Annotated in this window: 21 protein-coding genes and 1 pseudogene; 7 read left to right on the top strand and 15 right to left on the bottom strand. The window is 64.4% G+C overall.

The window, feature by feature from the left end; genetic code table 11:
* Positions 1-88: 88 nt before the first annotated feature.
* The 8 genes from ACTIFE_RS00440 to ACTIFE_RS00405 all read right to left on the bottom strand — a co-directional run bounded on the left by ACTIFE_RS00440 (position 89) and on the right by ACTIFE_RS00405 (position 7654).
* Positions 89-616 (bottom strand): MarR family winged helix-turn-helix transcriptional regulator, encoded by a 528-nt coding sequence (locus tag ACTIFE_RS00440; protein WP_439527193.1) that lies wholly within the window; start codon positions 614-616, stop codon positions 89-91.
* A 126-nt stretch (positions 617-742) separates the two neighbouring features.
* Complete coding sequence (locus ACTIFE_RS00435) at positions 743-1330, bottom strand: NAD(P)H-dependent oxidoreductase (RefSeq protein ID WP_439527192.1); 588 nt, start codon at positions 1328-1330, stop codon at positions 743-745.
* 2 nt (positions 1331-1332) lie between these two features.
* Positions 1333-1914, bottom strand: a complete 582-nt coding sequence (locus ACTIFE_RS00430; protein ID WP_439527191.1) for an NAD(P)H-dependent oxidoreductase — start codon at positions 1912-1914, stop codon at positions 1333-1335.
* Between the two features lie 130 nt (positions 1915-2044).
* On the bottom strand, positions 2045-3451 hold the full coding sequence (locus tag ACTIFE_RS00425; protein ID WP_439527190.1) for an FAD-binding oxidoreductase: 1407 nt from the start codon (positions 3449-3451) through the stop codon (positions 2045-2047).
* On the bottom strand, positions 3451-4824 hold the full coding sequence (locus ACTIFE_RS00420) for a cytosine deaminase (RefSeq protein WP_439527189.1): 1374 nt from the start codon (positions 4822-4824) through the stop codon (positions 3451-3453). The genes ACTIFE_RS00425 and ACTIFE_RS00420 overlap by 1 nt, the downstream gene beginning before the upstream one ends.
* A 3-nt stretch (positions 4825-4827) precedes the next feature.
* Positions 4828-5631 carry an ABC transporter permease gene (locus ACTIFE_RS00415; protein ID WP_439527365.1) on the bottom strand — a complete coding sequence of 268 codons (804 nt, stop codon included), beginning with the start codon at positions 5629-5631 and terminating at the stop codon, positions 4828-4830.
* 89 nt (positions 5632-5720) lie between these two features.
* The gene (locus ACTIFE_RS00410; RefSeq protein ID WP_439527188.1) at positions 5721-6557 is read right to left on the bottom strand and encodes an ABC transporter ATP-binding protein; all 837 of its coding nucleotides are present in this window, start codon (positions 6555-6557) and stop codon (positions 5721-5723) included.
* A gap of 83 nt (positions 6558-6640) precedes the next feature.
* Complete coding sequence (locus ACTIFE_RS00405; protein WP_439527187.1) at positions 6641-7654, bottom strand: ABC transporter substrate-binding protein; 1014 nt, start codon at positions 7652-7654, stop codon at positions 6641-6643.
* A gap of 354 nt (positions 7655-8008) precedes the next feature.
* Here ACTIFE_RS00405 and ACTIFE_RS00400 point away from each other — a divergent pair, with 354 nt between their 5' ends.
* The 3 genes from ACTIFE_RS00400 to ACTIFE_RS00390 all read left to right on the top strand — a co-directional run bounded on the left by ACTIFE_RS00400 (position 8009) and on the right by ACTIFE_RS00390 (position 11006).
* Positions 8009-8398: a RidA family protein gene (locus ACTIFE_RS00400; RefSeq protein WP_439527186.1), complete on the top strand. Its 390-nt coding sequence runs from the start codon at positions 8009-8011 to the stop codon at positions 8396-8398.
* 101 nt (positions 8399-8499) lie between these two features.
* Positions 8500-9522 (top strand): nucleotidyltransferase family protein, encoded by a 1023-nt coding sequence (locus tag ACTIFE_RS00395; protein ID WP_439527185.1) that lies wholly within the window; start codon positions 8500-8502, stop codon positions 9520-9522.
* 140 nt (positions 9523-9662) lie between these two features.
* Positions 9663-11006 carry an 8-oxoguanine deaminase gene (locus tag ACTIFE_RS00390; protein ID WP_439527184.1) on the top strand — a complete coding sequence of 448 codons (1344 nt, stop codon included), beginning with the start codon at positions 9663-9665 and terminating at the stop codon, positions 11004-11006.
* Positions 11007-11016: 10 nt separating this feature from the next.
* Here ACTIFE_RS00390 and ACTIFE_RS00385 read toward each other — a convergent pair whose 3' ends face one another.
* Positions 11017-12171 carry an MFS transporter gene (locus tag ACTIFE_RS00385; RefSeq protein WP_439527183.1) on the bottom strand — a complete coding sequence of 385 codons (1155 nt, stop codon included), beginning with the start codon at positions 12169-12171 and terminating at the stop codon, positions 11017-11019.
* A 114-nt stretch (positions 12172-12285) separates the two neighbouring features.
* Complete coding sequence (locus ACTIFE_RS00380; protein WP_439527182.1) at positions 12286-13299, bottom strand: putative metalloprotease CJM1_0395 family protein; 1014 nt, start codon at positions 13297-13299, stop codon at positions 12286-12288.
* Between the two features lie 172 nt (positions 13300-13471).
* Between ACTIFE_RS00380 and ACTIFE_RS00375 the strand changes: the two genes are divergently transcribed.
* Entirely contained in the window at positions 13472-14281 is an 810-nt protein-coding gene (locus ACTIFE_RS00375; protein ID WP_439527181.1) for a creatininase family protein, read from the top strand.
* Between the two features lie 248 nt (positions 14282-14529).
* Here ACTIFE_RS00375 and ACTIFE_RS00370 read toward each other — a convergent pair whose 3' ends face one another.
* Both ACTIFE_RS00370 and ACTIFE_RS00365 read right to left on the bottom strand, forming a co-directional pair.
* Entirely contained in the window at positions 14530-15831 is a 1302-nt protein-coding gene (locus tag ACTIFE_RS00370) for a TRAP transporter large permease subunit (RefSeq protein WP_439527180.1), read from the bottom strand.
* Complete coding sequence (locus tag ACTIFE_RS00365; RefSeq protein ID WP_439527179.1) at positions 15828-16331, bottom strand: hypothetical protein; 504 nt, start codon at positions 16329-16331, stop codon at positions 15828-15830. The genes ACTIFE_RS00370 and ACTIFE_RS00365 overlap by 4 nt, the downstream gene beginning before the upstream one ends.
* 195 nt (positions 16332-16526) lie before the next feature.
* Here ACTIFE_RS00365 and ACTIFE_RS00360 point away from each other — a divergent pair, with 195 nt between their 5' ends.
* From ACTIFE_RS00360 to ACTIFE_RS00350, 3 genes are all read left to right on the top strand, one after another.
* Positions 16527-17486 carry a 2-hydroxyacid dehydrogenase gene (locus ACTIFE_RS00360; protein WP_439527178.1) on the top strand — a complete coding sequence of 320 codons (960 nt, stop codon included), beginning with the start codon at positions 16527-16529 and terminating at the stop codon, positions 17484-17486.
* 142 nt (positions 17487-17628) lie between these two features.
* Positions 17629-17976: a PilZ domain-containing protein gene (locus tag ACTIFE_RS00355; protein ID WP_439527177.1), complete on the top strand. Its 348-nt coding sequence runs from the start codon at positions 17629-17631 to the stop codon at positions 17974-17976.
* 94 nt (positions 17977-18070) lie between these two features.
* Positions 18071-18832: an FKBP-type peptidyl-prolyl cis-trans isomerase gene (locus ACTIFE_RS00350; protein WP_439527176.1), complete on the top strand. Its 762-nt coding sequence runs from the start codon at positions 18071-18073 to the stop codon at positions 18830-18832.
* A 212-nt stretch (positions 18833-19044) separates the two neighbouring features.
* Here the strand turns inward: ACTIFE_RS00350 and ACTIFE_RS00345 are convergent, their stop codons facing one another.
* From ACTIFE_RS00345 to ACTIFE_RS00335, 3 genes and pseudogenes are all read right to left on the bottom strand, one after another.
* On the bottom strand, positions 19045-19326 hold the full coding sequence (locus tag ACTIFE_RS00345) for an SCP2 sterol-binding domain-containing protein (RefSeq protein ID WP_439527175.1): 282 nt from the start codon (positions 19324-19326) through the stop codon (positions 19045-19047).
* Positions 19327-19508: 182 nt separating this feature from the next.
* A pseudogene (locus tag ACTIFE_RS00340) lies at positions 19509-21269 on the bottom strand (IlvD/Edd family dehydratase); the annotation flags it as partial.
* 95 nt (positions 21270-21364) lie between these two features.
* Positions 21365-22060: a FadR/GntR family transcriptional regulator gene (locus ACTIFE_RS00335; RefSeq protein WP_439527364.1), complete on the bottom strand. Its 696-nt coding sequence runs from the start codon at positions 22058-22060 to the stop codon at positions 21365-21367.
* Positions 22061-22101 lie beyond the last annotated feature (41 nt).

Below are 22101 nucleotides of genomic sequence, written 5' to 3'. Positions count from 1 at the left end.
TGAAAGATCATGCAGGACGAAAGCGGTACGGCATTCCCCCGGATGACGACACGTTGCGGCGATGCCAATCCAGCGTGCGTCGGGAGCCTCAGGCTTCGACGGCGAGCGGGACGACGGTTGCGACGGGCGCGTCCTCGTCGAGATCATCGACATCCGTGTCATTGTCGAGTTCCGGATCGATCTCGGTGGTCAGCGACAGGTTCTTCTCGATCTGGCGCAGCAACTTGCGCAGCTTCTTGCGGTCCTTGTCATCGAGACCGGCAATCGCTTCCTTCTCGAGACGCTTCCAGGCCTTGTCGACGGACAGGACGCGGGTGCGGCCTTCATCGGTCAGGAACACGCGGGCGAGACGGCCATCGGTCTCGGATACCTGGCGGCGGACAAGACCCTGGGCCGAAAGCCGGGTCACCATCTTGGTCACGGTGGGTGGCTGCACGCCGAGGGCAAGGGCCAGCTGGCTCATCGTGCGGCCATCTCCATCCGACAGCACCTTCAGCACCAGTTCCTGCCCCGGATGCAGGCCAATGCGCATCAAATGACCGCCTGAGCGAGCCCGCTGGGCCTTGGCCGCCTGCAGCAGACGGAAAGTCACGCTCTTCTTGTAACTGAATGCCATCGTCGATCACTCCACTGCCGGTTGGCGAAGCCTAGCTTGCGACCACACGGGATCCCAGCCCCGCACGATTCGTCGCGAGACTAGCCGCGTTCCTTAACCGTCAAATGACAGCGGCGTGGCAAAGCTTCAAAACCGGGCAAGTTTCCTGCGAACCTTTTCAAGGTACTGCGCCCGACTGGCCGGTGTCGAGCTGTCCATCCGGTAGTGAGCCAGATAAAGGGTCTTGCAGCGCGGGGCACACAGGACGCGCATGCCGCGCAGCAGTGTCTTGCGTCCCGGTTCCCCCATCAGCTTGGACACCCACCAAGTGGCACCGCAAGTGGTGATGACCGCGATCTTGCGGATATTCTGCATTTTTGGGCGCATGCCGGTCGTCTCGGTCGGCATCTCGAAGGTGACATGCGGCACCCAGACCCGGTCGAGCCAGCCCTTCAGCATGGCCGGCAGGCCGAACCACCAGGTCGGATAGACAAAGGCGATCATCTCGCACCACAGGATCGCCTCGACGTGGCGCTCGACCGGGCGCACATTGCCGCCCTCGTCGTGATAACCGCGTCGCTCCTCAGCGCCCATGGCAGGCTGGAAATTCTCGCCGTAAAGGTCAAGGACCCGGAGTTCATGCCCGGACGACACAAGCGTCGAGAGCACGGTTTCCTTTACGGCGGCGTTGAAACTTTCCGGGCAGGGATGGCAATAGACAACCAGCACCCGCATGTTCAGAAGACCTCCATTGTCTTGCGGACTTTCATGAGAAAGGCGGCGCGGACCGCATCGGTGGCCCGGTTCATGTCGTAAAGCGCGAGATAGCGCGTGCGTGCAAGGGGATGGATGACGGCCCGCAGGACGCGGGTGCCGAGCTTGCGCGGCGGATCACCGACAAGGAAAGCCCTCAGCCGCGAGCCGCCATAGGTGGTGACGATGGCCAGCTTGCGGATATTGGCGAGCGCCGGCACGACCTTGCCGTTTTCCATCCGGAAGGACACGCCGGGCAGGAACACCCGGTCAAAGAAGCCCTTGAGGATGGCGGGATAACCGAAGTTCCAGACCGGATGCACGAGGACCAGCGCTTCGGCGGCCAGCAGCCGCTGCACATAAGGCGCAACGCTGGCCCGGTTGTGTTCCAGGTCGTGGTAACCGAGCCGTTCTTCCCGCGTCAGGCGCGGATCGAAGCCTTCGGCGTAAAGATCGCAGTCATCCACCTCATGTCCGGCATGCTCCAGCGCCCCGCGCACCTCGGAACGCAGGGCAGCGGCGAAACTGGTCTCGACCGGATGGGCATAGAGCAGGAGCACTTTCATCGGACCACTCCAGACGGGATCATTCTCGACGCGGCCTTGCGGGGAGCAAGCCAGGGCTGCGGCCAGCCGTCAGGGACGGCCCGGACCCGGCGGGACCCAGGGCGGCCATCTAACAAAGCCGGACCGGAGATCAGGCCGGGGTAAGGCCTGAGAACAGGAACACCTTGCCAGAGGTGAAATCGTAGGACGGATCTTCCCACGCGATCATCTTGCCCGGGTTGAGCAGCCCCTTGGGATCGGCCTCGCGCTTGAAGGCGAGCTGCACCGCATCCGTCTGCTTCATGCCGCCTTCTTCCAGCGTGTAGCGATGCGGGTTGAAGATCGGGCAGCCTGCCTCCTCATGCAGGCGGATGATCTCGTCGAGCCTTGCTTCCGTGCTGTAGCGCACGACCGGCAAACCGAAGCAGGTGATCTTGCCATCAAAGCGCACGAACTCCAGATGGCCGGGGACCTCGTCGCCGAAGAGTTCGGTCATCTTGCGGACTTTGGCGACCTGGTCCGGATAGGGATAGAGAACCTGCAGATAGGTGATCGTCGGATCGACGCGCAGGCCGCGCAGGGTGGTGTGGTTCCAGGCGAGTTCATAGGCCGGCGGCAGGGTCTTCAGCGTCGCCTCGTCCGCCTCGTCCGAGCGGTAGAGGATCGAGGCGCGGCCATGCGAGGCCGTGAAGGTGGCGAAGGCATCCATGGCAAAAGGCGCGACCATGATCACTACGACCGACTGGTCCTTGCGGATGAACTTCTGGTGCCGAAGGAAATAGTCATACGGCAGCGGCGCGGCGATGGGGGCAAGTTCCTTTAAGAGAATGCCATCCTGATTGGCCAGCGCATCGGCATAGACGACGCCGTCCATGAAGGCGTCGAAGCCGACGATGACATCGACCCAGTCATAGGCGGAGGTCAGCGGCATCTCGACCTCGGTGATGACGCCATTGGTGCCATAGGCGTGCATGACCTTGGACAGGTCCGCGCCCTTGAGATGCAGCACCCGCGGTTCGGCTTCCATGGTGATGACCTTGAGGCTCAGCACATTGCCGAGATCCCTGAGCCCGCCCCAGGAAATGGAGCCGACGCCGCCGGATCCGCCAGCGATGAAGCCGCCGATGGTCGCAGTACGATAGGTCGAGGGATGCAGGCGCAGCTCCTGGCCGGAATGGGCACGGGTTTCCTCGTCAATCTTCGAGATGATCGCCCCGGCCTCGGCCACGACAACGCCGGGGCGAACCGACAGGATGCGGTTCATTTCAGCGAGGTTGAGGATGACGCCGCCCGACAGGGGCATGGCCTGGCCATAGTTGCCGGTGCCAGCCCCGCGCGTCGTGACGGGGATGTCGAGGGCGTAGCAGGCCTTCAGCACCCGGATGACCTCGGCCTCGGACCTTGGCGTCACGATGAGGTCGCCGGTGACGTGATCGAGCTGCTGTTTCAGCACCGGCGAGTACCAGAAGAAGTCGCGGCTCTTCTGCTTGACGATCTGCGGATTGTCCTCGATGGCAAGGCCGGCCAGCTGGGACTTCAGGGTGTCGATAGCGCTCATCAGGCAACTCCTGCCACTGCTTTGGCCAGGGCTTTGGCCAGGGCTTTGGGACGCGCCGCAAGGACGGCGTCCAGTTCACGGTAATCGGGCAAGGTCCGGTCGATGGAACGGCCGGAGCGGATGATGGTGCGCGGGCCGGATGGGCGGGCCAGCAACTCGCTCCAGTTGCGGGCTCGGAACAGCATCAGATTGGCGGGAGCGCCCTCCCTGAGGCAGCCCTGCTCCGGCCGGCCGAGCAACTCGGCCGGGGTGGTGCTGACAGTGCGGATCCAGTCGCCGACCGGATGATCCAGCTGCAGGATGCGGGTTGCCTGGGTGTAGACCTCGACCAGATCGAGATCACCATAGGCGTAGAAGGGATCGCGCGTGTTGTCGGACGAGACGGCAACGGCAATGCCGCGCGCCTTCATCTCGTGCAGCAGCGTCACCCCGCGCCAACGCGGCGTGCGACCGGCCTGCCGGTCCTGCAGATACATGTTGCACATGGGCAGCGAAACGATGCCGAGCCCGGCCCTTGCGACCAGATCCAGCGTGCGGTCGATTTCTTCCGGCTGCTGGCGGGCGAGCGAGCAGCAGTGGCCAACGACGATCCGGCCCTCGAAGCCATTGCGAATGGCGGCCTCGGCTATGTGATGCAGGGTGCGGGCATTGCAGTCGCCGGTCTCGTCGGCGTGGAAATCAAGATCGAGGCCGCGATCCGAGGCGGCGACCATCATCGCGTCAAGATGCTCGTCAAGGCGCGGGATCATGTAGGTGACGGCGCCCAGCACGCCCCGCGCGGCAGCAACCCGGTCGGCAATGGCGGTCAGGAACCCGTCATCCGCGTCCAGGCGATCGATGCCGAAGAGGCAGGCGGCCTGCAACTCGATCCGCTCGCGCCAGTCGGCGCGCACGTCCTCGAACACGGGCCAGGAGATGCTCTCCTGCGGCGGCAGGCTGTCAAGGTGGGTGCGGATCAGCGACGTGCCATGGGCAAAGGCGCAGCGGAGCGAGAACTCCATGCGGGCGCGCACATCCTCCGCCGTCCAGTTGGCGGTCCGGTCTGCGCCGACAGCGGTCAGCGCGCCCATGAAGGTGCCATCCGGATTGGGCCGGCGCGGGCTGATGTGGCCCTTGTCGAGATGGGTGTGCATGTCGACCAGCGTCGGCAGCACCAGCCCCTCGTCAAGGTCATAGCTGTAGTCGCCGCAAACCGGCGGACGGCTGCCGGACGGAGTGATCGAGAGGATGGTGCCGGCTTCGATCTCGATGTCGACCAGCACCAGGGCCGAGGGATCGGATCCGGCAACGGCCTGCGGCAACAGCACGGCCGGAACGCGGGCACGGCTGAGGCAGGCAGTGCCGCGAATGGGAACGGACAGGACTTCACGCATGGATCAGTTCTCCCGGCGGATGGCACTTTCATGCCACCGGCGCAACAGAAGATGGGACACCGCGCTGGTGAGGGCGAAAATCAGCACACCTGTCAGGGACAGGAGCAGGAGCGCGGCAAAGAGGCGGGGAATGTTGAGGCGGAACTGGGATTCCAGCAACCGGTAGGCGAGCCCGGAGTTTGCGCCCGCTGAGCCGGCGGCAAACTCGGCCACCACGGCGGCAATGAGGGCAAGACCACCGGCGATCTTCAGGCCAGCGAGAAAATACGGCAAGGCGGCCGGCAGCTTGAGATAGCGCAGGGTCTGCCAGCGGCTGGCGCCATACATCTCGAACAGGTTGAGGAGATTGTGGTCCGTCGACTTCAACCCCTGCGTCGTGTTGGACAGGACAGGAAAGAAGGCGACGATGAAGGCGCAGATGAGAACGGCAACCTGAGTGGTCGGCGCATAGATGACGATCAGCGGCGCGATGGCCACGATCGGCGTCACCTGCAGGATGACCGCATAGGGATAGATCGCCAGTTCGACCCAGCGCGACTGGGTCATGAGGATGGCGAGACCGACACCGCCGGCCAGCGCCAGCCCAAGGGCCATGAAAGTGATCTTCAGCGTTACCAGAAGGGCAGAGGACAACGTCGCCCAGTCATTGACCAGCGACTGGGCAACTCGCGACGGGCTGGGCAGGATGTAATGCGGGACGTCGTAAGCCACCACATACCAGGCCCACAGGAGGACCAGCAGCCCCAGCATCACCACCGGAATGATCAAGCGCATCAGCCGGTCACCGGCCTCCTCGGCGCGTGGCATCAAGGGCGGGGTATCCATGTGCGCGGCCTGGGATCCAGCGCCCCCCGTCGCAGCCCCCTTCACGGGTCCGTTTGCAGGGTCAAGTGCGGTCATAGGTGCTCTCCCCCGTCCATGGCCGCATGCAGGGCGGCAGAGGTGTGGCGGCAATGCTCGTTGTAGACTGGTGAGGTACGGAAGGCCTCGTCGCGCGGATAGGGCGCGTCAATCGCAAGGTCACTGACCACCCGGCCCGGGCGGGCGGCCATGACCACGATGCGGCTGGAGAGATAGACGCTCTCGTAAACGGAGTGGGTGACGAAGAGCACCGTCCAGCCGAAGCGCTGCCACAGACGCAGAAGGTCGTTGTTGAGCTTGAAGCGGGTGATTTCGTCGAGGGCTGCAAAGGGCTCGTCCATCAGGAGAAGCTTCGGCCGGGTCACGAGCGCGCGGGCGATGGAGACGCGCATTTTCATGCCGCCGGACAGTTCGCGCGGATAGGCATCGCGGAACTGGTCGAGACCGACCATCGACAGGGCCTCCATCACCGGCTCGTCGGCAGCCTTGCGCGGCAGGCCCTTGAGGCGCAGGGGCAGCCAGACATTCTCGAAGGCCGTGGCCCAGGGCATCAGCGTCGGCTCCTGGAAGACGAAGCTGATCTCCGGTTCGGGCTTACCGGCCGCATTGTGCTCCGAGGTGGGCCAGTCAAGGCTTCCCGAGGACGGCTCCCCCAGCCCGGCGACGATGCGCAGCGCCGTCGACTTGCCGCAGCCGGAGGGCCCCAGAAGGCTGATGAACTCGCCCTGCCCGACATCAAGGGTCATGTCCTTGAGGGCAATGGTGCCATTGGAAAAGGTCTTGGAAACGCCGTTGAGGCGGACAAGCGGACGGGACGAGGCAGGCACCCGCCCGGCGAAAGCCAGGCTGGCGGTTTCAGGCACTGCGGACATGGGACGCACGGGCTCCGTTCAACCAAAAGCAGGGAGGCGGTCGCTGGCCGACGGGACGAATCCCCCGCCGGCCCGACATCATCTCACTTCTTCAGGTTCATGCCGACGCCCTTGCAGACGAACTCGGTCGTGTAGATCTGCTTGATGTCGATGCCTTCCTTGACGACTCCGGACTTGACCATGGCGTCATAGAAGGCCTGCTGCTTGGCATCCGTCATGCAGCCAATGCCCTTGTCCAAAGCCTCGCCGGATTCCACGAGGCCGAACGACTTCATGGTCGCGATCGAGAACGCGATCTGGTCATCGGTCATTTCAGGATTGTCGGCCTTGATCAGGGCGTTGGCTGCCGTGTTGTCGCCGTAGAGATAATTGTACCAGCCTTCGATGGTGGCATCGACGAAGCGCTGGGTGAGATCCTTGTTGGCCTCGACAAAGTCCTTCCGGCCCTCGATCAGGGTGGAATAGGTCTCGAACCCGGCGTCGGCGAGCAGGAACAGCTTCGGCTTGAAGCCGCCTTCCGTCTCGATGGCGAAAGGTTCGGAGGTGATGTAACCCTGCTGCGCCGACTGCTTGTCGACCAGGAACGGACCCGGATTGAACTGGTAGGGCTTGTACTGCTCGTCCTTGAAGCCGGGATAGGCCGACTTCATCCACTGGAAATAGGAGGCAAAGCCGTCCGCACCCATGAAGATCGTCGGCAGCTTGGCCAGATCCTCGAAGGTCTCGATGCCGGTGTCGGGATGGGCGATGAGGACCTGCGGATCCTTCTGGAAGATCGCGGCGACTTCCAGCACCGGAATGTCTTCCGCCAGCGCGCTGAGCGGCTGCAGCATGTTGCCGGCCATGTAGAACTGGATCTTGCCGGCCAGCAGCAGCGCCCGGTTGGCTGCCTGCGGCCCGCCCTGCAGGATCTCGACCTTGAGGCCGTATTTTTCATAGGTGCCGTCGGCAACCGCCTGATAGTAGCCGCCGTGCTCAGCCTGGGCGAGCCAGTTGGTGCCGAACTTCACTTCGTCAAGAGCAAGAGCGCTGGTGCTGAGGCCAGCAGTGAAAGCCAGGCCCATGGCAAGGCCTGCAAGAGAAGTCACTTTACGCATGTTGTCTTCCGCCTCCGTGTGCTTTTGTCAAAGCTCTGCCGCTGTGCCTCCTCAGGCCCTGGGAGCGGTTCAGGCAATCACGCTGAACACGTTCTGCAAGGCCTGTGCCACGTTCAAGCTGCGTTGCCTCACCGGCAACTGCGCATATGCAGCGCCGACTTCTGGCCAAAATTGCTGGGCTCCCCCATGGTCAACTGTGCATAATTTCCAGTCATATGCCACTCACTTCAGCATGCATACGCCTTGCGCAGATCGACATCCGTTTCTAGCCTTCGAACCAGTTTCCTTCCATCTGCCTGCAACGCAAGGCATTTATGGCTCCGCGCCGCAACCTATCGAGACCGAGGCCGTTAAATGACCCGCGCCGTGACGCCGACAACAATCCGCCCACCCTTTGCCCGCTACAGCCACGCCGTGGAAGTGCCGGCCGGACACAGGCTGGTGTTCTGCTCCGGCCAGCTCGGCATTGGACCCGATGACGTGATCCCACAGGGCGTCGAGGCCCAGACCCGGCTGTGCTTCGGCAACATTGGCCACATCCTTCAGGCAGCCGGCATGACGCTGGCCGACATCGTGCGGATCAACGCCTATGTCACGGCGCGCGAACACATGGCCGGCTACATGAAGACCCGCGACGAATTCACCGCCCTGCCCCCACCCGCCTCGACGCTGATGATCGTCGGCGGCTTCACGCGTGAGGAGTTTGTCGTGGAGGTGGAGGTCATTGCGGCAAAGGCGGACTGAGGTCTGCGAGGCTCGGCCCATGTTCAACGAAAATAATTTTTGTTGAACACGTCCCGAAATGCTATGTTCAACAAAATTTTCATTCGTTGAACATGAGCGCCATGCAACGGCATTCCCCTGTCAGCCACGCCGCCTATCACGACCTGCTTCGATCGCTGCTCGATGAATCAGTGGCCGGGATGCGTGGCACGCCGACGCGGGTCACCCGCAAGGGCAAGACCTACTGGTACGACACCTACCGGGTCGGCACCGACGTGCGCAAACGCTACATTGGCGAAGACAGCGAGGACCTGCAGGCCCGCATTGACCGTCACCAAGCCCTCAAAGACGAGACAGAGGCCCGCAAAAAGGAACGCTCCCGGCTGATCCGGCTGCTGCGCGCAGAAGGCTTTCTCGGCTCCGACGGCGCCACCGGCAGCCTCCTCGCGGCCATGGCGACCGCCGGGGTGTTCCGCCTTGGCGGCACTGTGATCGGTACCCATGCCTTCCGTCTCTATGAAGGAGAACTGGGCATCCGCTACCGTTTTGACCAGACGGCGATGACGCAGGACATGGATATCGCCAGCTTCGAGCAACTGTCGCTTTCTCTCTCGCAAGAGGAGCAGGTCTCTCCACCAATCCAGGACGTGCTGTCGGACTTCACCTTTGATCCGGTGCCAAGCCTCGACCCGGGCCGGGTGTGGCGCTGGCGGCAAACCCGAAACGACACGCTGGTGGAGTTTCTCACCCCCTCGTTCCGTGCCGAGGAGGACCTTCGCCCACTGGAGGCTCTCGGTGTCAGCGCGCAGTCCCTGCATTTCCTGAACTACCTGATCGCAGCCCCCATCCCGGCGGCCGTTCTCTATCGTTCGGGCGTGCTGGTGCAGATCCCCCGGCCGGAGCGCTTTGCCATCCACAAACTGATCGTTGCAGACCGTCGCCGCGAGGGACCGGGCAGCCTCAAGGCGCGCAAGGACCGGCTACAGGCGGCATTTCTGATCGACGCGCTGGCAGAAGACCGGCCCGATGATCTGGCACAGGCCTGGGAAGACGCACGGCAGAACGGGCCAAAATGGCGCGAGCGGCTCGACAGAAGCCTGGAGGTTGTGCCAGAAATCCGGTCACGTATCCTTGCTTGCCTGTAAAGGCGCAAAGCAGGCATCGCCTCGAAAGAGCAGAGGATGCCCCCAGGAAGCCCTGTGCGGAACTCGGGCGGTGAAGTTGAACACCGCTATCAAAGCCTGCAGGTCCAGATCACGTCTCGATCAAAAGGACCGGATTAATCATGCGCTTGTGGATCAAGGACCCGATCGCCATCCTCAGTGAGGGCGCGGAACGGGGGATTGTCGTCGAGGACGGCGTCATCACCGAACTGGTGGGGCGCGGCCGCACGCCTATGCTACCGGTGGACGGCACCTTCAACGCCGGACGGCATGTCATCGTGCCCGGCCTCGTCAACACGCATCATCACTTCTACCAGACCCTGACCCGGGCCCACCCTGAGGCGATCAACAAGGAACTGTTTCCCTGGCTGCAGGCGCTCTATCCGATCTGGGCGCGGGCCGTGACGCCGAAGACCTTTCGCCTCGCCACCCGCCTTGCCCTGACGGAGCTGATGATGTCCGGCTGCACCACCGCCGCCGACCACCATTATCTCTATCCGGGCGGGCTGGAAGCGGCGATGGACATCCAGGCCGAGGAGGCCGAGCGGGTGGGCCTGCGCATGACGTTGACGCGCGGGTCCATGAACCTCAGCCAGAAGGACGGCGGCCTGCCGCCCGACAGCGTGGTGCAGGAGACGGACACGATCCTGGCCGACTGCGAAAGGGTGCTGGCGAAATACCATGACCGGTCGAAGGGCGCGAAGCTGCAGGTGGCGCTGTCGCCCTGCTCGCCCTTCTCGGTCACGCGCGAGCTGATGAAGGAAAGCGCCGCTCTGGCCGAGCGGCATGACTGCCGCCTGCACACGCATCTGGGCGAGACCCACGACGAGAACGCCTATTGCGAGGCGAAGTTCAACTGCCGCCCGGTGGATTACCTCGAGGACTGCGGCTGGCTGACCAGCCGGACCTGGCTGGCGCATGGCATCCATTTCAACGACGACGAGGTGCGCCGGCTTGGTCATGCCTGCGTCGGCGTCTGCCATTGCCCGACCTCCAACATGGTGCTGGCGTCGGGCCAGTGCCGGACGAAGGAGCTGGAGGCGGCCGGATCGCCGGTGGGCCTCGGCGTCGACGGCTCGGCCTCCAACGACAATTCCAACCTGATGGAAGGGCTGCGCCACGCGCTGATGATCAACCGGCTGACCTATGGCGCGGCCTCGGTGACGCATCTGGATGCCTATCGCTGGGCCACGGAAGGCTCGGCCCGGTGTCTCGGCCGGGACGACATCGGCGCGATCGCGATCGGCAAGATGGCGGATCTGGCCTTCTTCACCCTCGACGAGCTGCGCTTCTCCGGTGCGGGAGACCCGCTCGCGGCGCTGATCCTGTGCGGCGCGCACCGGGCCGACCGGGTGATGGTGGGCGGGGCGTGGACCGTGACCGACGGCGAACCGGTCCATATCGACACAGGCCGCCTGCGCCACGAGCATGGCGAGGCCGCGAGGCGGTTCCTCCACAGCCTCTAGGTGCCGATCCTCAGAGCACCCGCCGTTCCTGCCGCCGGCCGAGAACGGCAAAGACGGCGATGAGGAACGACAGCACGGCGATCAACACAAACGAGGCCCGCAGCGACGACGCTTCGGCAATGAAACCGATCAGCGGCGGGCCGAACAGGAAGGCGCCATAGCCGAGCGTCGAGACGGCGGCCAGCGCCTCGCCCGGCGACATGTCCGGATCAGCAGCGGCGCGGGAGAAGGCGATGGGGAAGATCACCGCATTGCCGAGCCCCATGATGCCGCAGCCGAGCCAGATCACATAAGGGTCGCTGCCGAGCACGAAGATCATGGCGCCGATGCCGGCGGTAATGCCGCTGGCGATGGCGGTGTTCATCTGGCCGAAGCGGGCGATGATGGTATCGCCGGCAAAGCGCATGCCGACCATGGCAACCGAAAAGACCGAAAAGCCGATGGCCGCCATCGACGGCTCGATGCCCAGTTCCTGGATCTGGTAGAGCGCGGCCCAGTCGACGGCAGACCCTTCGCTGACCGCGGCACAAAAGGCCATGCCGCCGATGAAGATCAGCCCGCCGCGCGGCAGGGCCACCAGCGGCGGACGTCTGCCTGAGGTTTCACGCGTTTCGGACGTCCAGGGCACTCGCAAGAAAATGAGGCAGATAACCGAGAGGACCGCGAGCACGACCCAGACATGGGTAGACACGCTCCAGCCCAGCGAAATCGTGAGACCGCCGAAGCCGGCGCCAACGCCCGCCCCCAGGCTGTACAGGCCATGGAACGAGGACATGATCGGCTTGGCCATGGCCTTTTCCACCTCGGCGGCCCAGGCGTTCATGGCCACGTCCGATGCGCCGATGATGGCACCGAAGGCGGCCAGGATCGGCGCGATCACCCAGACGGATCCGGCGAGCGGCACGAGCGCAAAGAAGACGAAGCACAGTGCAACGCCGATCCGCGCCCCGGTCACACCGCCGAAACGGTCGATGGCCCGGCCGGACAGGGGAAACGACAGGATACCGCCAACCGCCATGATCAAGAGCAGCACCCCGAAGCCGGCCTCTGAAAGGCCGAGATAGGACTTGATGTCCGGAATGCGCGAGGCCCACGTGCCAACCAGGCTGCCGACAGCAAAGAACACGATGGCCACGGCGAGCCGGGCGCGGGCGAGATGGGACATGGCGGGAATCCGGATGAGCGCAGAAGGAAGGCAAAACACGTATCGATGCTAATTGCGGCCACCGGGTGACAAACTCAAGCACCAGATGGCAAAAACAACCGGCGCCAGTTGATCTCAGGCGAAGAATCCCGAGACGCCTTGTGCCGTCTCCTCCCGGCTGAAGCGCTCCAATGCACGCTGATAGGCATTGGCTGTCTCCTTAGAGCGACGCTCGTCCGCCCGGGAGGCAATGGGGCTTTCGGAGGAGCCGGATCCTTCTGTGTCACGATCAGACGGACCTGCCGGGTTCGACCTGTCGGCAGGACCGGTCACCGCCGATGTCTGTCCGGCCTCCGCCGCTCCCTCCTCCTCGCCGCGCAGCTCGGCAGCGGCTTCGGCGCGGGCCTGCGCCTGGGCTTCCTGCAATTGCGAACGGGCGAGCTGTGCCACCCGCAAATCCTGTGAGGACGGCTCGGCCGGGGCGAGCGCGGCACGGATGACGATCTGCATCTTCCGGACCGTGGCTTCCGGCTCGCTTTCAGGCGAAGTATCGATCTGGACCTCGCCGCCAATGGCATAGCGACCGCCATCCGGCCCTTGCTGGAATGTATAGCTGGGCGCACTGGCATAAGGGCCACCGACCCGGGCATGCGCCTGCTCATGCGCCCGCACCTCGCGGTCGCGCTGCTTCAGTTTCTCGACCTGTTCTTCCTCTTCCTCTGTGAGCCCGTCCTGATCCGGATCTTCCTCGCTGGACGCGCCCGTCACCGGTTCGCTGTCACCGGAAGATGCAGCCGCAGATGCATCCGCTGTTGCATCCTGTGGCTGCGCTTGAGCTTGCGCAGCTGCTTGTCCCGCATCTGTACCGCCGGGCGACGGATTGGACGGCGGGCGGGGCGACTGCCCGGGTTTGCGGTTGTCTTTCGGCTGCAGCGCTTCGCCATCCTGCAATACCTGCAGGGCCACGGCAGAAAAGGTGGCCACAGCGCCGGTGCGTTCGGCCTGACGCGGGGCGGCGGCGGCGCTCTGGCGGGCGGACACGACTGTCCCGTCCCGGTCACGCGGATCAGCCGTGAGCGGGCCTTGCTGGGACTGGTAGCCTCCACGCGGGGTGGCCCCAGCCGACAGGGCGGCAAGAGCGGTCACCATAGGCAAGACGATGCCTGAGGGGCATTTCCAAGCCGTTAACGGCCATTAACGCCTTTGATCAGTTTTGCGTGAGCCACCGGGACAGGCCGTATCGCCACAAGAACGGGCATGACGGCAGGGGAACAGGCGGCTAATCTCGGCGGACCTTCCGATTGCTCCAGCGAGGCCTTTCATGACCGCCCTGCCGCGCCGCTTCTGGCACGAGATGACCACGACCGACTTCTCCGGCTCAAACACCAGCGGCTGGATTGCCGTGCTGCCGGTGGCGGCGATCGAGCAGCACGGGCCGCATCTGCCGGTCTGGACAGACACGGCAATCGCCAAGGGGCAAATCCGCCGCACCGTTGAGCTGCTGCCTGACGACCTGCCGGTGACGTTCCTGCCGGTGCAGCAGATCGGCAAGTCGAACGAGCATATTTCCTCGCCCGGCACGCTGACCATCTCCTGGGAGACGCTGACGCGGGCCTGGATCGACATCGGCGAGAGCGTCGCCCGCGCCGGCATCCGCAAGCTGGTCCTGATCAACTCCCACGGTGGCAACGTGCCGATCATCGACATCGTGGCGCGGGAGCTGCGCAACAGCCACGACATGCTGGTGACAGCCACCGCCTGGTCGCGTTTCGGCCAGCCGGAGGGCGTGTTCCCGGCCGAAGAATTCACCTATGGCATCCACGGCGGTGACATCGAGACCTCGATCATGCTGCATCTGCATCCGGAGTTGGTGCGCATGGACAAGGCCATCGACTTCCCCTCGGCGCAGCAGGACTTCATCAAGGAGTTTAAATATCTGCGCGGCCACGGTCAGCAGCAGTTCGGCTGGAAGGCGCAAGACCTCAACCCAGCCGGTGCCGTGGGCAACGCCGCCCGTGCCACGGCAGAAAAGGGCAAGGCCTCGCTGGACCATGCCGCTGAGGGCTTTGTGGAGCTGCTGAAGGATGTGCATGCCTTCGACATGTCCCGGCTATGGACGCCTGGTCAGTAGGCTGGACTGAGTTTCGTTCCGAAGGTCATCCCCGCCCCCGTGCGGGTGCGGAGGGGCGAGGAAAAGACGCCAAACTCTAGCAGCCGTCATGCCATGACTTGATCATGGCATCCACGCCCTTGCCTCCCGATGCGGGTGACGAAGGACTTCGGGACCGGCGTTGCCAGTCATAATGGGTGCCACCGGACAGGAGAGGTCACGGCATGGATGCCATGGTCGAGCCATGGCATGACGAAGATATCAAGGGATCACCAGGCGGTGGGCACAAGGGTGAGGATGACCGGTTCGCCAAAGGGCAACCCGGGCCAGAGGCACCAGACCAGAGCCACAAGTGCGAGCGGCACCAGAAACACCGCCGCCCCTTCCGTGATTTCCGCAGGCTGTGACCGGGCCAGTCCCTGGATGATCAGGAGATTGAGCCCGGAGGGCGGCAGCACCAGCGCAGCCTGCAGCAGCAGTACGAAATAGACCGCGAGCCACACCGGATCGAGACCCAACACGAGCGCGGCCGGCAACAGGACAGGCAGAACCACCAGCAACAGGCCGAGCCCGTCGAGCAGGAACGCCAGCACGATGACCAGCAGGCTGAGCAGGACGATGAAGACGGCGACCCCAGGCAGCCCCGTTGCCAAATCCACCAGCGCGCCGGGAAAACCGGTGACCGACAGGCCGAGCAGCAGGGCCTTTGCGCCCGCTGCAATAGCCAGCAGCGACGCCGCGCCGACAGCACTCTCAAAGGCGGTGTCTGCCAACTGGCGCAACGGCAAACGGCGATAGACGCCGCAAATGACGAGAACCGCCAGCGTCGCCGCAATCGCCGCCAGTTGCGCGGCTGCCAGATCGGCAAAGAAAGCAAAGCTGACGAGGACGCCAAGCAGTAGCAGCAAGGGAACGCCGCCAATCAGGGCTTCCCGGCGTCGGGGGGCTGGCATCTTCTTGTGACGCCGGCCGAACCGCGCGCCGAGGACACATGCCATGATCAGAAGCAGGACCGACAGCAACAAGCCGGGATAGACCCCGGCGATGAGGAGATCACCCACCGGCTGATCCATCACCAGCCCAAGCATCATCAGCGGCATGGATGGCGGCAGCAGCAGGGTCAACGTGCCACTGCCGGCCATCAGTCCGAGAACAAGCCAACGTGGGTAGCCGGCAGCAAGGAGGCCAGGCATGGCAAGCGCAGCCAAAGCTGCGGTGGCTGCAACGCCAGAGGTGGTCACGAAGCCGAGGAGAACGCTGGCAGCAACCGCAGCGACCAGCAAGCCGCCGGGCCAATGCCCGACCAGGGCCTGGCTGAACCGCAGCAAGGTATCCGCCGCCGCCCCCTTCACCATCACATGCGAGAAAAACAGGAACAGCGGAATGGCGAGCACATCCTGCCGGTCAAGTGTTGCCAGTATCACCGCCGGAATGCCGCCAACCGGGGCACCGGAGAGAAGCATCAAGGCAAGCCCGACAGCCAGCAACCCGAGCGCGGCGGGCATGCGCATCAAGAGCAGGGAGACGAGAAGGAAAAGACCGCCGAGGCCGGTCATAGCATCGGCTGTCATCGTGGCGCCTTGCGTCTGGCATCAGGTCTGGTGGCGAGGGGACGCGGCGCCATATCCGTGATCGCCTGCAGGCACACCAGGAGAAATCCGGTCGGCAGCGCCAGCGCGGCAAGGATCGACCAGCCACCATCGTCAAAGGCAGGCAGCAATTGCACCAAGCCGAGCCCCGTGACAAACAGCGCAACGACGACGACAAGCGACTGGATCAACCGGGGGCCAGGCTTCAACATGCGCCGTCGCTCCGCCCCGCGCCCGGCGGACTCATTGAAATGCTGCGGGCTCCAGTTGCGCCTCGCACTGTAGAGGAAGGCAAGCGGAAGCAGGGCCCCCCAGAGCCCGAGCAGCTGCGCGGCGTCTCCCGCGTGCGGCAAGGCACGGTGCGCTATAAAACCGGACAGACCATCAAAGGCAAGCAACAGACCGGCTGCGGAAAACAAGATCACCGCCAGCCACGCCGCGCCAACGGACAGACGGTTCACGAAGTCGGGCAGGCTCGGCATGCTTACTCCCGCTCCGGGAACAAAGCGTGCCGCCGGACCGCTCCGGCGCCTCTCCCCAGGCTCTGGCGCACTGTGTCAAAGGCGGCATGTCGGGTCAACCATCGCGCGAACCGGAAAGACACGCGAAGCCCTTGCAAGCTCAGGCAGGCTGGTCTGATATGCCAGCCTTGCCACCAATGCCTGAAGGACATGCCCATGAGCCGCCCCGACATTCTCGTCCCCGCCCCGATGCGCGACATGATTCTCGGCGGGCTGGAGCCGCATTTCACCCTGCACAAGCTGTACGAGGCTGCCGACCGGGAGGCCATGCTGCGTGATGTGGCAGAGCGAATCCGCGGCATCGCCATTTCGTTCCGGCCGATCGACAAGGCTCTGGTGGACAGGCTGCCGAAGCTGGAGATCGTCGCCAATTTCGGCGTCGGCTACGACAATGTGGATGCGGCCTACTGCGGCACGAAGGGCATCATCGTCACCAACACGCCGGACGTGCTGACGGACGAAGTGGCCGATACGGCGATTGCGCTGATGATCATGACCATCCGCGAACTGCCGGCCGCCGAACGCTGGCTGCGGCAGGGCAAGTGGGTGAGCCAGGGCGCCTTTCCCCTGACACGCGGCACCTTGCGCGGCCGCACGCTGGGCATTCTCGGCCTTGGCCGCATCGGCAAGGCCATTGCCGAACGGGCCGAAGCCTTCGGCATGGCGGTCCACTACCACGGCCGCAACCGGCAGGACGGCGTCGGCTATACCTATCACCCCAGCCTCGTCAGCCTGGCCGAAGCCGTCGACACCTTGATGCTGGTCGCCCCCGGCGGCGAGGAAACGCGCCATATGGTGGGCGAGCGGGTGCTGGAAGCTCTTGGACCTCAGGGTGTCGTGATCAACATCGGCCGGGGATCGGTGGTGAACGAAACGGCGCTTGCCGAAGCGCTGCGCAAGGGGACGATCCTGGCGGCCGGGCTCGACGTGTTCGAGAACGAGCCGCATGTGCCGCAGGCGCTGCTGGACCTGCCGAACGCCGTGCTTCTGCCGCATGTGGGCTCGGCCTCCGAGGCAACACGCAACGCGATGGGGCAGCTGGTTGTCGACAACCTGACCGGCTGGTTCCACCACCGCACCGTTCTGACCCCTGTCGCCGAGACACCAGTCAGCTGAAACGTCCGATCCCGCTGCGGAATATTCACGCAAGCTTCAGGCAAGCCCTACAAAGCCTAAGTGGGTTGCAACCGGCCCGGAGCTCGCCTTTTTGTCGCAAGCGGGCTCCCTACAGCCGCAAGACCTGCAAAGGAGGCTTGCCATGCGTTCCGTTTCCGCCGCAACCAAGGACCTGCGCCGTCAGCCGCGCCAGCGCACCCGCCTCAGGGCCGGACGGCTGGCCGATGCCGACAACAGGTTCCTGTGCGACTGCGGCATCTATGATGTGTCGGCGGGCGGCGCGCGGCTGACTGTCCCGGAGGGGATCACCCTGCCCGAGGAGCTGGTGCTCTATGACGAGCTCGACAACACGGTGGCGCTGGCAACGATCCGGTGGCGCGCCGGCACCCGGGTCGGCATCGCCTATGACGTGCAGCCGGCCAAGCTGAAGTACTTCTCATCACCGAAGCTGCGCGCTTTGTCGCAGCGTTACTATGCGCTGGTCGACTGACCCGTGACTTGACTTGCGCCCACTCCTGCCCCCAAGTCGGAACAGAGCAAGGACCCTAGGCCGGATCCGGCCTGCGACGTGAAGAGGCGCATCGATGTTCAAGCGAATTGCAGCGGCCGTGCTGACGATTGTCCTGGCGTTTCCCGCCGCAGCAGAGGAGTTGCAGATGAAGGACCTGATCATAGGCACCGGCGAGGAGGCCGATGTCGGCATGACCGTGAGCGTGCATTACACGGGATGGCTGATGGACGGCACCAAGTTCGATTCCAGCCTCGACCGGGGCCAGCCCTTCAGCTTCACCCTGGGCGAGCGCCGGGTGATCGCAGGCTGGGAACAGGGCGTGGTCGGCATGAAGGTCGGCGGCAAGCGCGAGCTGATCATTCCGCCGGAGCTGGCCTATGGCGAGCGCGGCGCGGGCGGCGTCATTCCGCCGAATGCCACGCTGAAGTTCGAAGTCGAGCTGCTGAGCGTGAAGAGCAAGAGCTTTTCCGAACTCACCAACGACAAGCTGAAGGAACGGATGGCCGCAGGCGCCACCGTGATCGACATCCGCACGCCGCAGGAATGGACCGAAACCGGCGTCATCGCCGGCGTCAACCTGGTCACCTTCTTCGACCCGGCCGGTCAGGTGAACCCGAACTTCGGCCCGGAACTGCAGAAGCTGGTCGATGATCCGTCGAAGGAACTGATCCTGATCTGCCGCTCTGGCAACCGCAGCTCGGTGCTGGCCAAGTATCTGGTCGACAACATCGGCTTCAGCAACCTCGGCCATGTCACCGCCGGCATGAACGGCTGGATCTCCGCCGGTGGCCCGGTGGAAGCCCCGAAGATGCCGGAAAACTGCTGGCTCTGCTGAGCGGGCGTTTGTGAACATGGAAAAGCCGGCGCATGCGCCGGCTTTTTTTGTATTTGGCAGCCTCGCGGTGGCTCTTCAGCGGCAAAGACCTAAACCCGGACGTCATCCCCGCACGAGGCGGGGATGACCGCTGAGGGATAGGCCAGCACTCAAGAAAAAAGCCGGCGCATGCGCCGGCTTTTTTTTGTTTCAAGGCACCAAGACCAGACGTCTCAGAGGACGCTGCTGAGCTTCATGGCGACGCCCATGGCGCCGGCGACCTTGATCTTGCCGGACATGAACGCCATCGTCGGGTTCAGGTCGCCGGCCAGAAGCTCGGCCAGGTTGTCGGCGGAAATGGTGATGGTGCAATCAGCATCTGAATCGTCATTGGTGACGGTCGTGCCCTGCATGACGATCACACCGGCGTCGCCAAGGTCGAACTTCACGCTCTCGTCAATGCCGCCACCGGCGACCTTGCCACGCACCGCTTCCGTCAGTTGTTCCAGCGTCATGTCTCATCTCCCGAATGCCCGGCGCCTCTCGCCGGTTTGCACGGACCCAAGCATACCCTTTACGTAATCGTCAAGCGCGCTTTGCCTGTTGGCGACAGTTTAGCGGGGAAGTGTAAGAACGGGATTACCAACCGGTGCCATGCCCCGGCGCGCCACATGTGGGCGCGCCGGGGAAAAAGACATCAATGGTTGTTGCGCGGCAGTCCCTTGCTGTGGGCGACGTCCTGGTAGGCAACGGCCGGCTTCAGCACCATGCCCTTGTCGAACTGCTCGACCATGCCGCGCTGGATTTCCTGCCAGGGCGTCTGGCTGGGCGCATAGGGGAAGCCCCCCTTGGCCACCAGATCGGCCTTGCGGCGGGCCAGTTCCTCATCGGACACCAGCATGTTGGCCGTGCCCCGGCCCAGATCGATGCGCACCCGGTCGCCGGTCTGGATCAAGGCCAGACCGCCCATGGCGGCAGCCTCTGGCGCGGCGTTGAGGATCGACGGGGACCCGGACGTGCCGGACTGGCGGCCATCGCCAATGCAGGGCAGCGCCGTGATGCCGCGTTTGATGAGGGCCGCCGGCGGCTGCATGTTCACCACTTCCGCCCCGCCCGGATAGCCGATCGGGCCCGTGCCCCGGATGAAGAGCATGCAGTGCTCGTCGATCTCGAGCGCCGGATCGTCGATGCGGTGGTGGTAGTCCTCCGGACCCTCGAACACGATGGCGCGGCCCTCGAAAGCCTCCGGATCGTCCGGGTTGGAGAGATAGCGGTCGCGGAATTCCTTCGAGATCACGCTCGTCTTCATGATGGCGCTGTCGAAGAGATTGCCCGAGAGATTGATGAAGCCCGCTTTCTCCTTCATCGGATTGTCGAAGCTGCGGATGACATCCGGCAGATCGGTCGTGACGTGGCCGCAGTTGTCGCCGATGGACTTGCCGTTGACGGTAACGGCATCGGGATGTGGCAGCTTGCCGTTGCGCATCAGCTCGGCAACGACGGCCGGCACGCCGCCTGCGTGGTGATAGTCCTCGCCGAGATAGGCGCCGGCCGGCTGCAGGTTGACGAGCAGCGGCACATCGAGACCCACGGCCTGCCAGTCATCATTGGTCAGTGCCACGCCGAGGTGCGCGGCGATGGCGTTGAGGTGGATCGGGGCGTTGGTGGAGCCGCCGATGGCCGAGTTGACGACGATGGCGTTCTCGAAGGCCTTGCGGGTCATGATGTCGGAGGGCTTCAGGTCCTCCCAGACCATGTCGACGATGCGCCGGCCGGTCTCGTAGGCAATCTGGCCGCGCTCCCGGTAGGGCGCGGGAATGGCGGCCGAGCCGGGCAGCTGCATGCCGAGCGCCTCGGCGAGCGAGTTCATCGTCGTGGCCGTGCCCATGGTGTTGCAATAGCCGACCGAGGGCGCGGAGGAGGCGACCAGATCCATAAAGCCATTGTAGTCGATCTCGCCGGCAGCGAGCTGCTGGCGCGCCTTCCAGACGATGGTGCCGGAGCCGGTGCGCTCGCCCTTGTGCCAGCCATTAAGCATCGGACCGACGGACAGGGCAATGGCCGGGATGTTGACGGTTGCCGCTGCCATCAGGCAGGCCGGGGTGGTCTTGTCACAGCCGATAGTCAGCACGACGCCGTCGATCGGATAGCCGTAGAGCAGCTCGACGAGGCCGAGATAGGCAAGGTTACGGTCAAGCGTGGCGGTGGGCCGCTTGCCGGTCTCCTGGATCGGATGCACCGGAAATTCGAAGCAGATGCCACCGGCCGCGACGATGCCCTCGCGCACGCGCTTGGCCAGTTCCAGATGATGCCGGTTGCATGGGGAGAGATCCGAGCCGGTTTGGGCGATGCCGATGATCGGCTTGCCGGATTGCAGCTCCTCGCGGGTGATGCCGAAATTGAGGTAGCGCTCGATGTAGAGCGCGGTCATGCCCGGATCGGACGGATTGTCGAACCAGGCTGGAGCGCAGGGGGCGGCGCTTGCTCTCGGTCATTTCAGTCTCTCCCTCAGAATTTGCCCGAGGCGTCAGGCCGGGCGGTCGTGTCGGATGATCAGGTCAGGGACGGCCGCGCCGTCCCGCGTTGCAGGGCGATGGCGATGTCGCGCTCGCCGAGATCGAGGATATGGCCGGAGGCCCTGCGGGCGGCCGTGCTGTCGCGCAGGCGCAGGGCTTCGACCAAGGCGCCATGGGCCTCGATGGCTTCACCGGGAAGATCCGCCACCGCGTTGGAGGCATGCAGCGACAGGCGCATGGCGGTCTCGATGATGCCGGCCAGTTGCAGGAACACCTGGTTGCGGCTCGCCTTCAGGAGGGCAACATGGAAGGCAACATCGGCTTCGGTGAAGCGCTCGAGGTCACCGCCGGAGTCACGCATCGCAGCAAAGGCATGCTCGACATCGGCAATGTCCTGCAGCGTTGCCCGCTGCGCTGCGAGATCGGCGGCTGCGGGCTCGATGGCCCGGCGGGCTTCGAGGACATTGGTCAGAAGGCCGAAATCGAGGATCTGCGCGCCGATCCAGTCCAGTACCTCGGCATCCAGAATGTTCCAGCTTTCCCGGGCGCAGACCTGTGTGCCGACGCGCGAGCGGGTCACGACAATTCCCTTGGATTCCAGGGTCTTGAGCGCCTCGCGGATCACCGTGCGGCTGACGCCGTAGCGCAGGCACAGGTCATTCTCGGTTGGCAGCGTGGCACCGGGGGGAAATGCGCCGCCGCAGATGTCAGCGGCCAGCGCGCGCGTGACCATCTTGCGCACGCGCGGACGGCGGGTCGGCGTCTGATCGTCAT

The organism is Pannonibacter sp., assembly GCF_051860505.1.
Classification (GTDB): Bacteria; Pseudomonadota; Alphaproteobacteria; order Rhizobiales; family Stappiaceae; genus Pannonibacter.
The sequence above is the reverse complement of the archived record's forward strand: the minus strand, read 5'-3'. Positions and strand labels throughout refer to the sequence as shown.

Bases quoted from the DNA above. Each gene is read 5' to 3' on its own strand.
- ACTIFE_RS00440 (WP_439527193.1), bottom strand. From the start codon at position 616: ATGGCATTCAGTTACAAGAAGAGCGTGACTTTCCGTCTGCTGCAGGCG.
- ACTIFE_RS00435 (WP_439527192.1), bottom strand. From the start codon at position 1,330: ATGCGGGTGCTGGTTGTCTATTGCCATCCCTGCCCGGAAAGTTTCAAC.
- ACTIFE_RS00430 (WP_439527191.1), bottom strand. From the start codon at position 1,914: ATGAAAGTGCTCCTGCTCTATGCCCATCCGGTCGAGACCAGTTTCGCC.
- ACTIFE_RS00425 (WP_439527190.1), bottom strand. From the start codon at position 3,451: ATGAGCGCTATCGACACCCTGAAGTCCCAGCTGGCCGGCCTTGCCATC.
- ACTIFE_RS00420 (WP_439527189.1), bottom strand. From the start codon at position 4,824: ATGCGTGAAGTCCTGTCCGTTCCCATTCGCGGCACTGCCTGCCTCAGC.
- ACTIFE_RS00415 (WP_439527365.1), bottom strand. From the start codon at position 5,631: ATGCCACGCGCCGAGGAGGCCGGTGACCGGCTGATGCGCTTGATCATT.
- ACTIFE_RS00410 (WP_439527188.1), bottom strand. From the start codon at position 6,557: ATGTCCGCAGTGCCTGAAACCGCCAGCCTGGCTTTCGCCGGGCGGGTG.
- ACTIFE_RS00405 (WP_439527187.1), bottom strand. From the start codon at position 7,654: ATGCGTAAAGTGACTTCTCTTGCAGGCCTTGCCATGGGCCTGGCTTTC.
- ACTIFE_RS00400 (WP_439527186.1), top strand. From the start codon at position 8,009: ATGACCCGCGCCGTGACGCCGACAACAATCCGCCCACCCTTTGCCCGC.
- ACTIFE_RS00395 (WP_439527185.1), top strand. From the start codon at position 8,500: ATGCAACGGCATTCCCCTGTCAGCCACGCCGCCTATCACGACCTGCTT.
- ACTIFE_RS00390 (WP_439527184.1), top strand. From the start codon at position 9,663: ATGCGCTTGTGGATCAAGGACCCGATCGCCATCCTCAGTGAGGGCGCG.
- ACTIFE_RS00385 (WP_439527183.1), bottom strand. From the start codon at position 12,171: ATGTCCCATCTCGCCCGCGCCCGGCTCGCCGTGGCCATCGTGTTCTTT.
- ACTIFE_RS00380 (WP_439527182.1), bottom strand. From the start codon at position 13,299: ATGGTGACCGCTCTTGCCGCCCTGTCGGCTGGGGCCACCCCGCGTGGA.
- ACTIFE_RS00375 (WP_439527181.1), top strand. From the start codon at position 13,472: ATGACCGCCCTGCCGCGCCGCTTCTGGCACGAGATGACCACGACCGAC.
- ACTIFE_RS00370 (WP_439527180.1), bottom strand. From the start codon at position 15,831: ATGACAGCCGATGCTATGACCGGCCTCGGCGGTCTTTTCCTTCTCGTC.
- ACTIFE_RS00365 (WP_439527179.1), bottom strand. From the start codon at position 16,331: ATGCCGAGCCTGCCCGACTTCGTGAACCGTCTGTCCGTTGGCGCGGCG.
- ACTIFE_RS00360 (WP_439527178.1), top strand. From the start codon at position 16,527: ATGAGCCGCCCCGACATTCTCGTCCCCGCCCCGATGCGCGACATGATT.
- ACTIFE_RS00355 (WP_439527177.1), top strand. From the start codon at position 17,629: ATGCGTTCCGTTTCCGCCGCAACCAAGGACCTGCGCCGTCAGCCGCGC.
- ACTIFE_RS00350 (WP_439527176.1), top strand. From the start codon at position 18,071: ATGTTCAAGCGAATTGCAGCGGCCGTGCTGACGATTGTCCTGGCGTTT.
- ACTIFE_RS00345 (WP_439527175.1), bottom strand. From the start codon at position 19,326: ATGACGCTGGAACAACTGACGGAAGCGGTGCGTGGCAAGGTCGCCGGT.
- ACTIFE_RS00335 (WP_439527364.1), bottom strand. From the start codon at position 22,060: ATGGTCACGCGCGCGCTGGCCGCTGACATCTGCGGCGGCGCATTTCCC.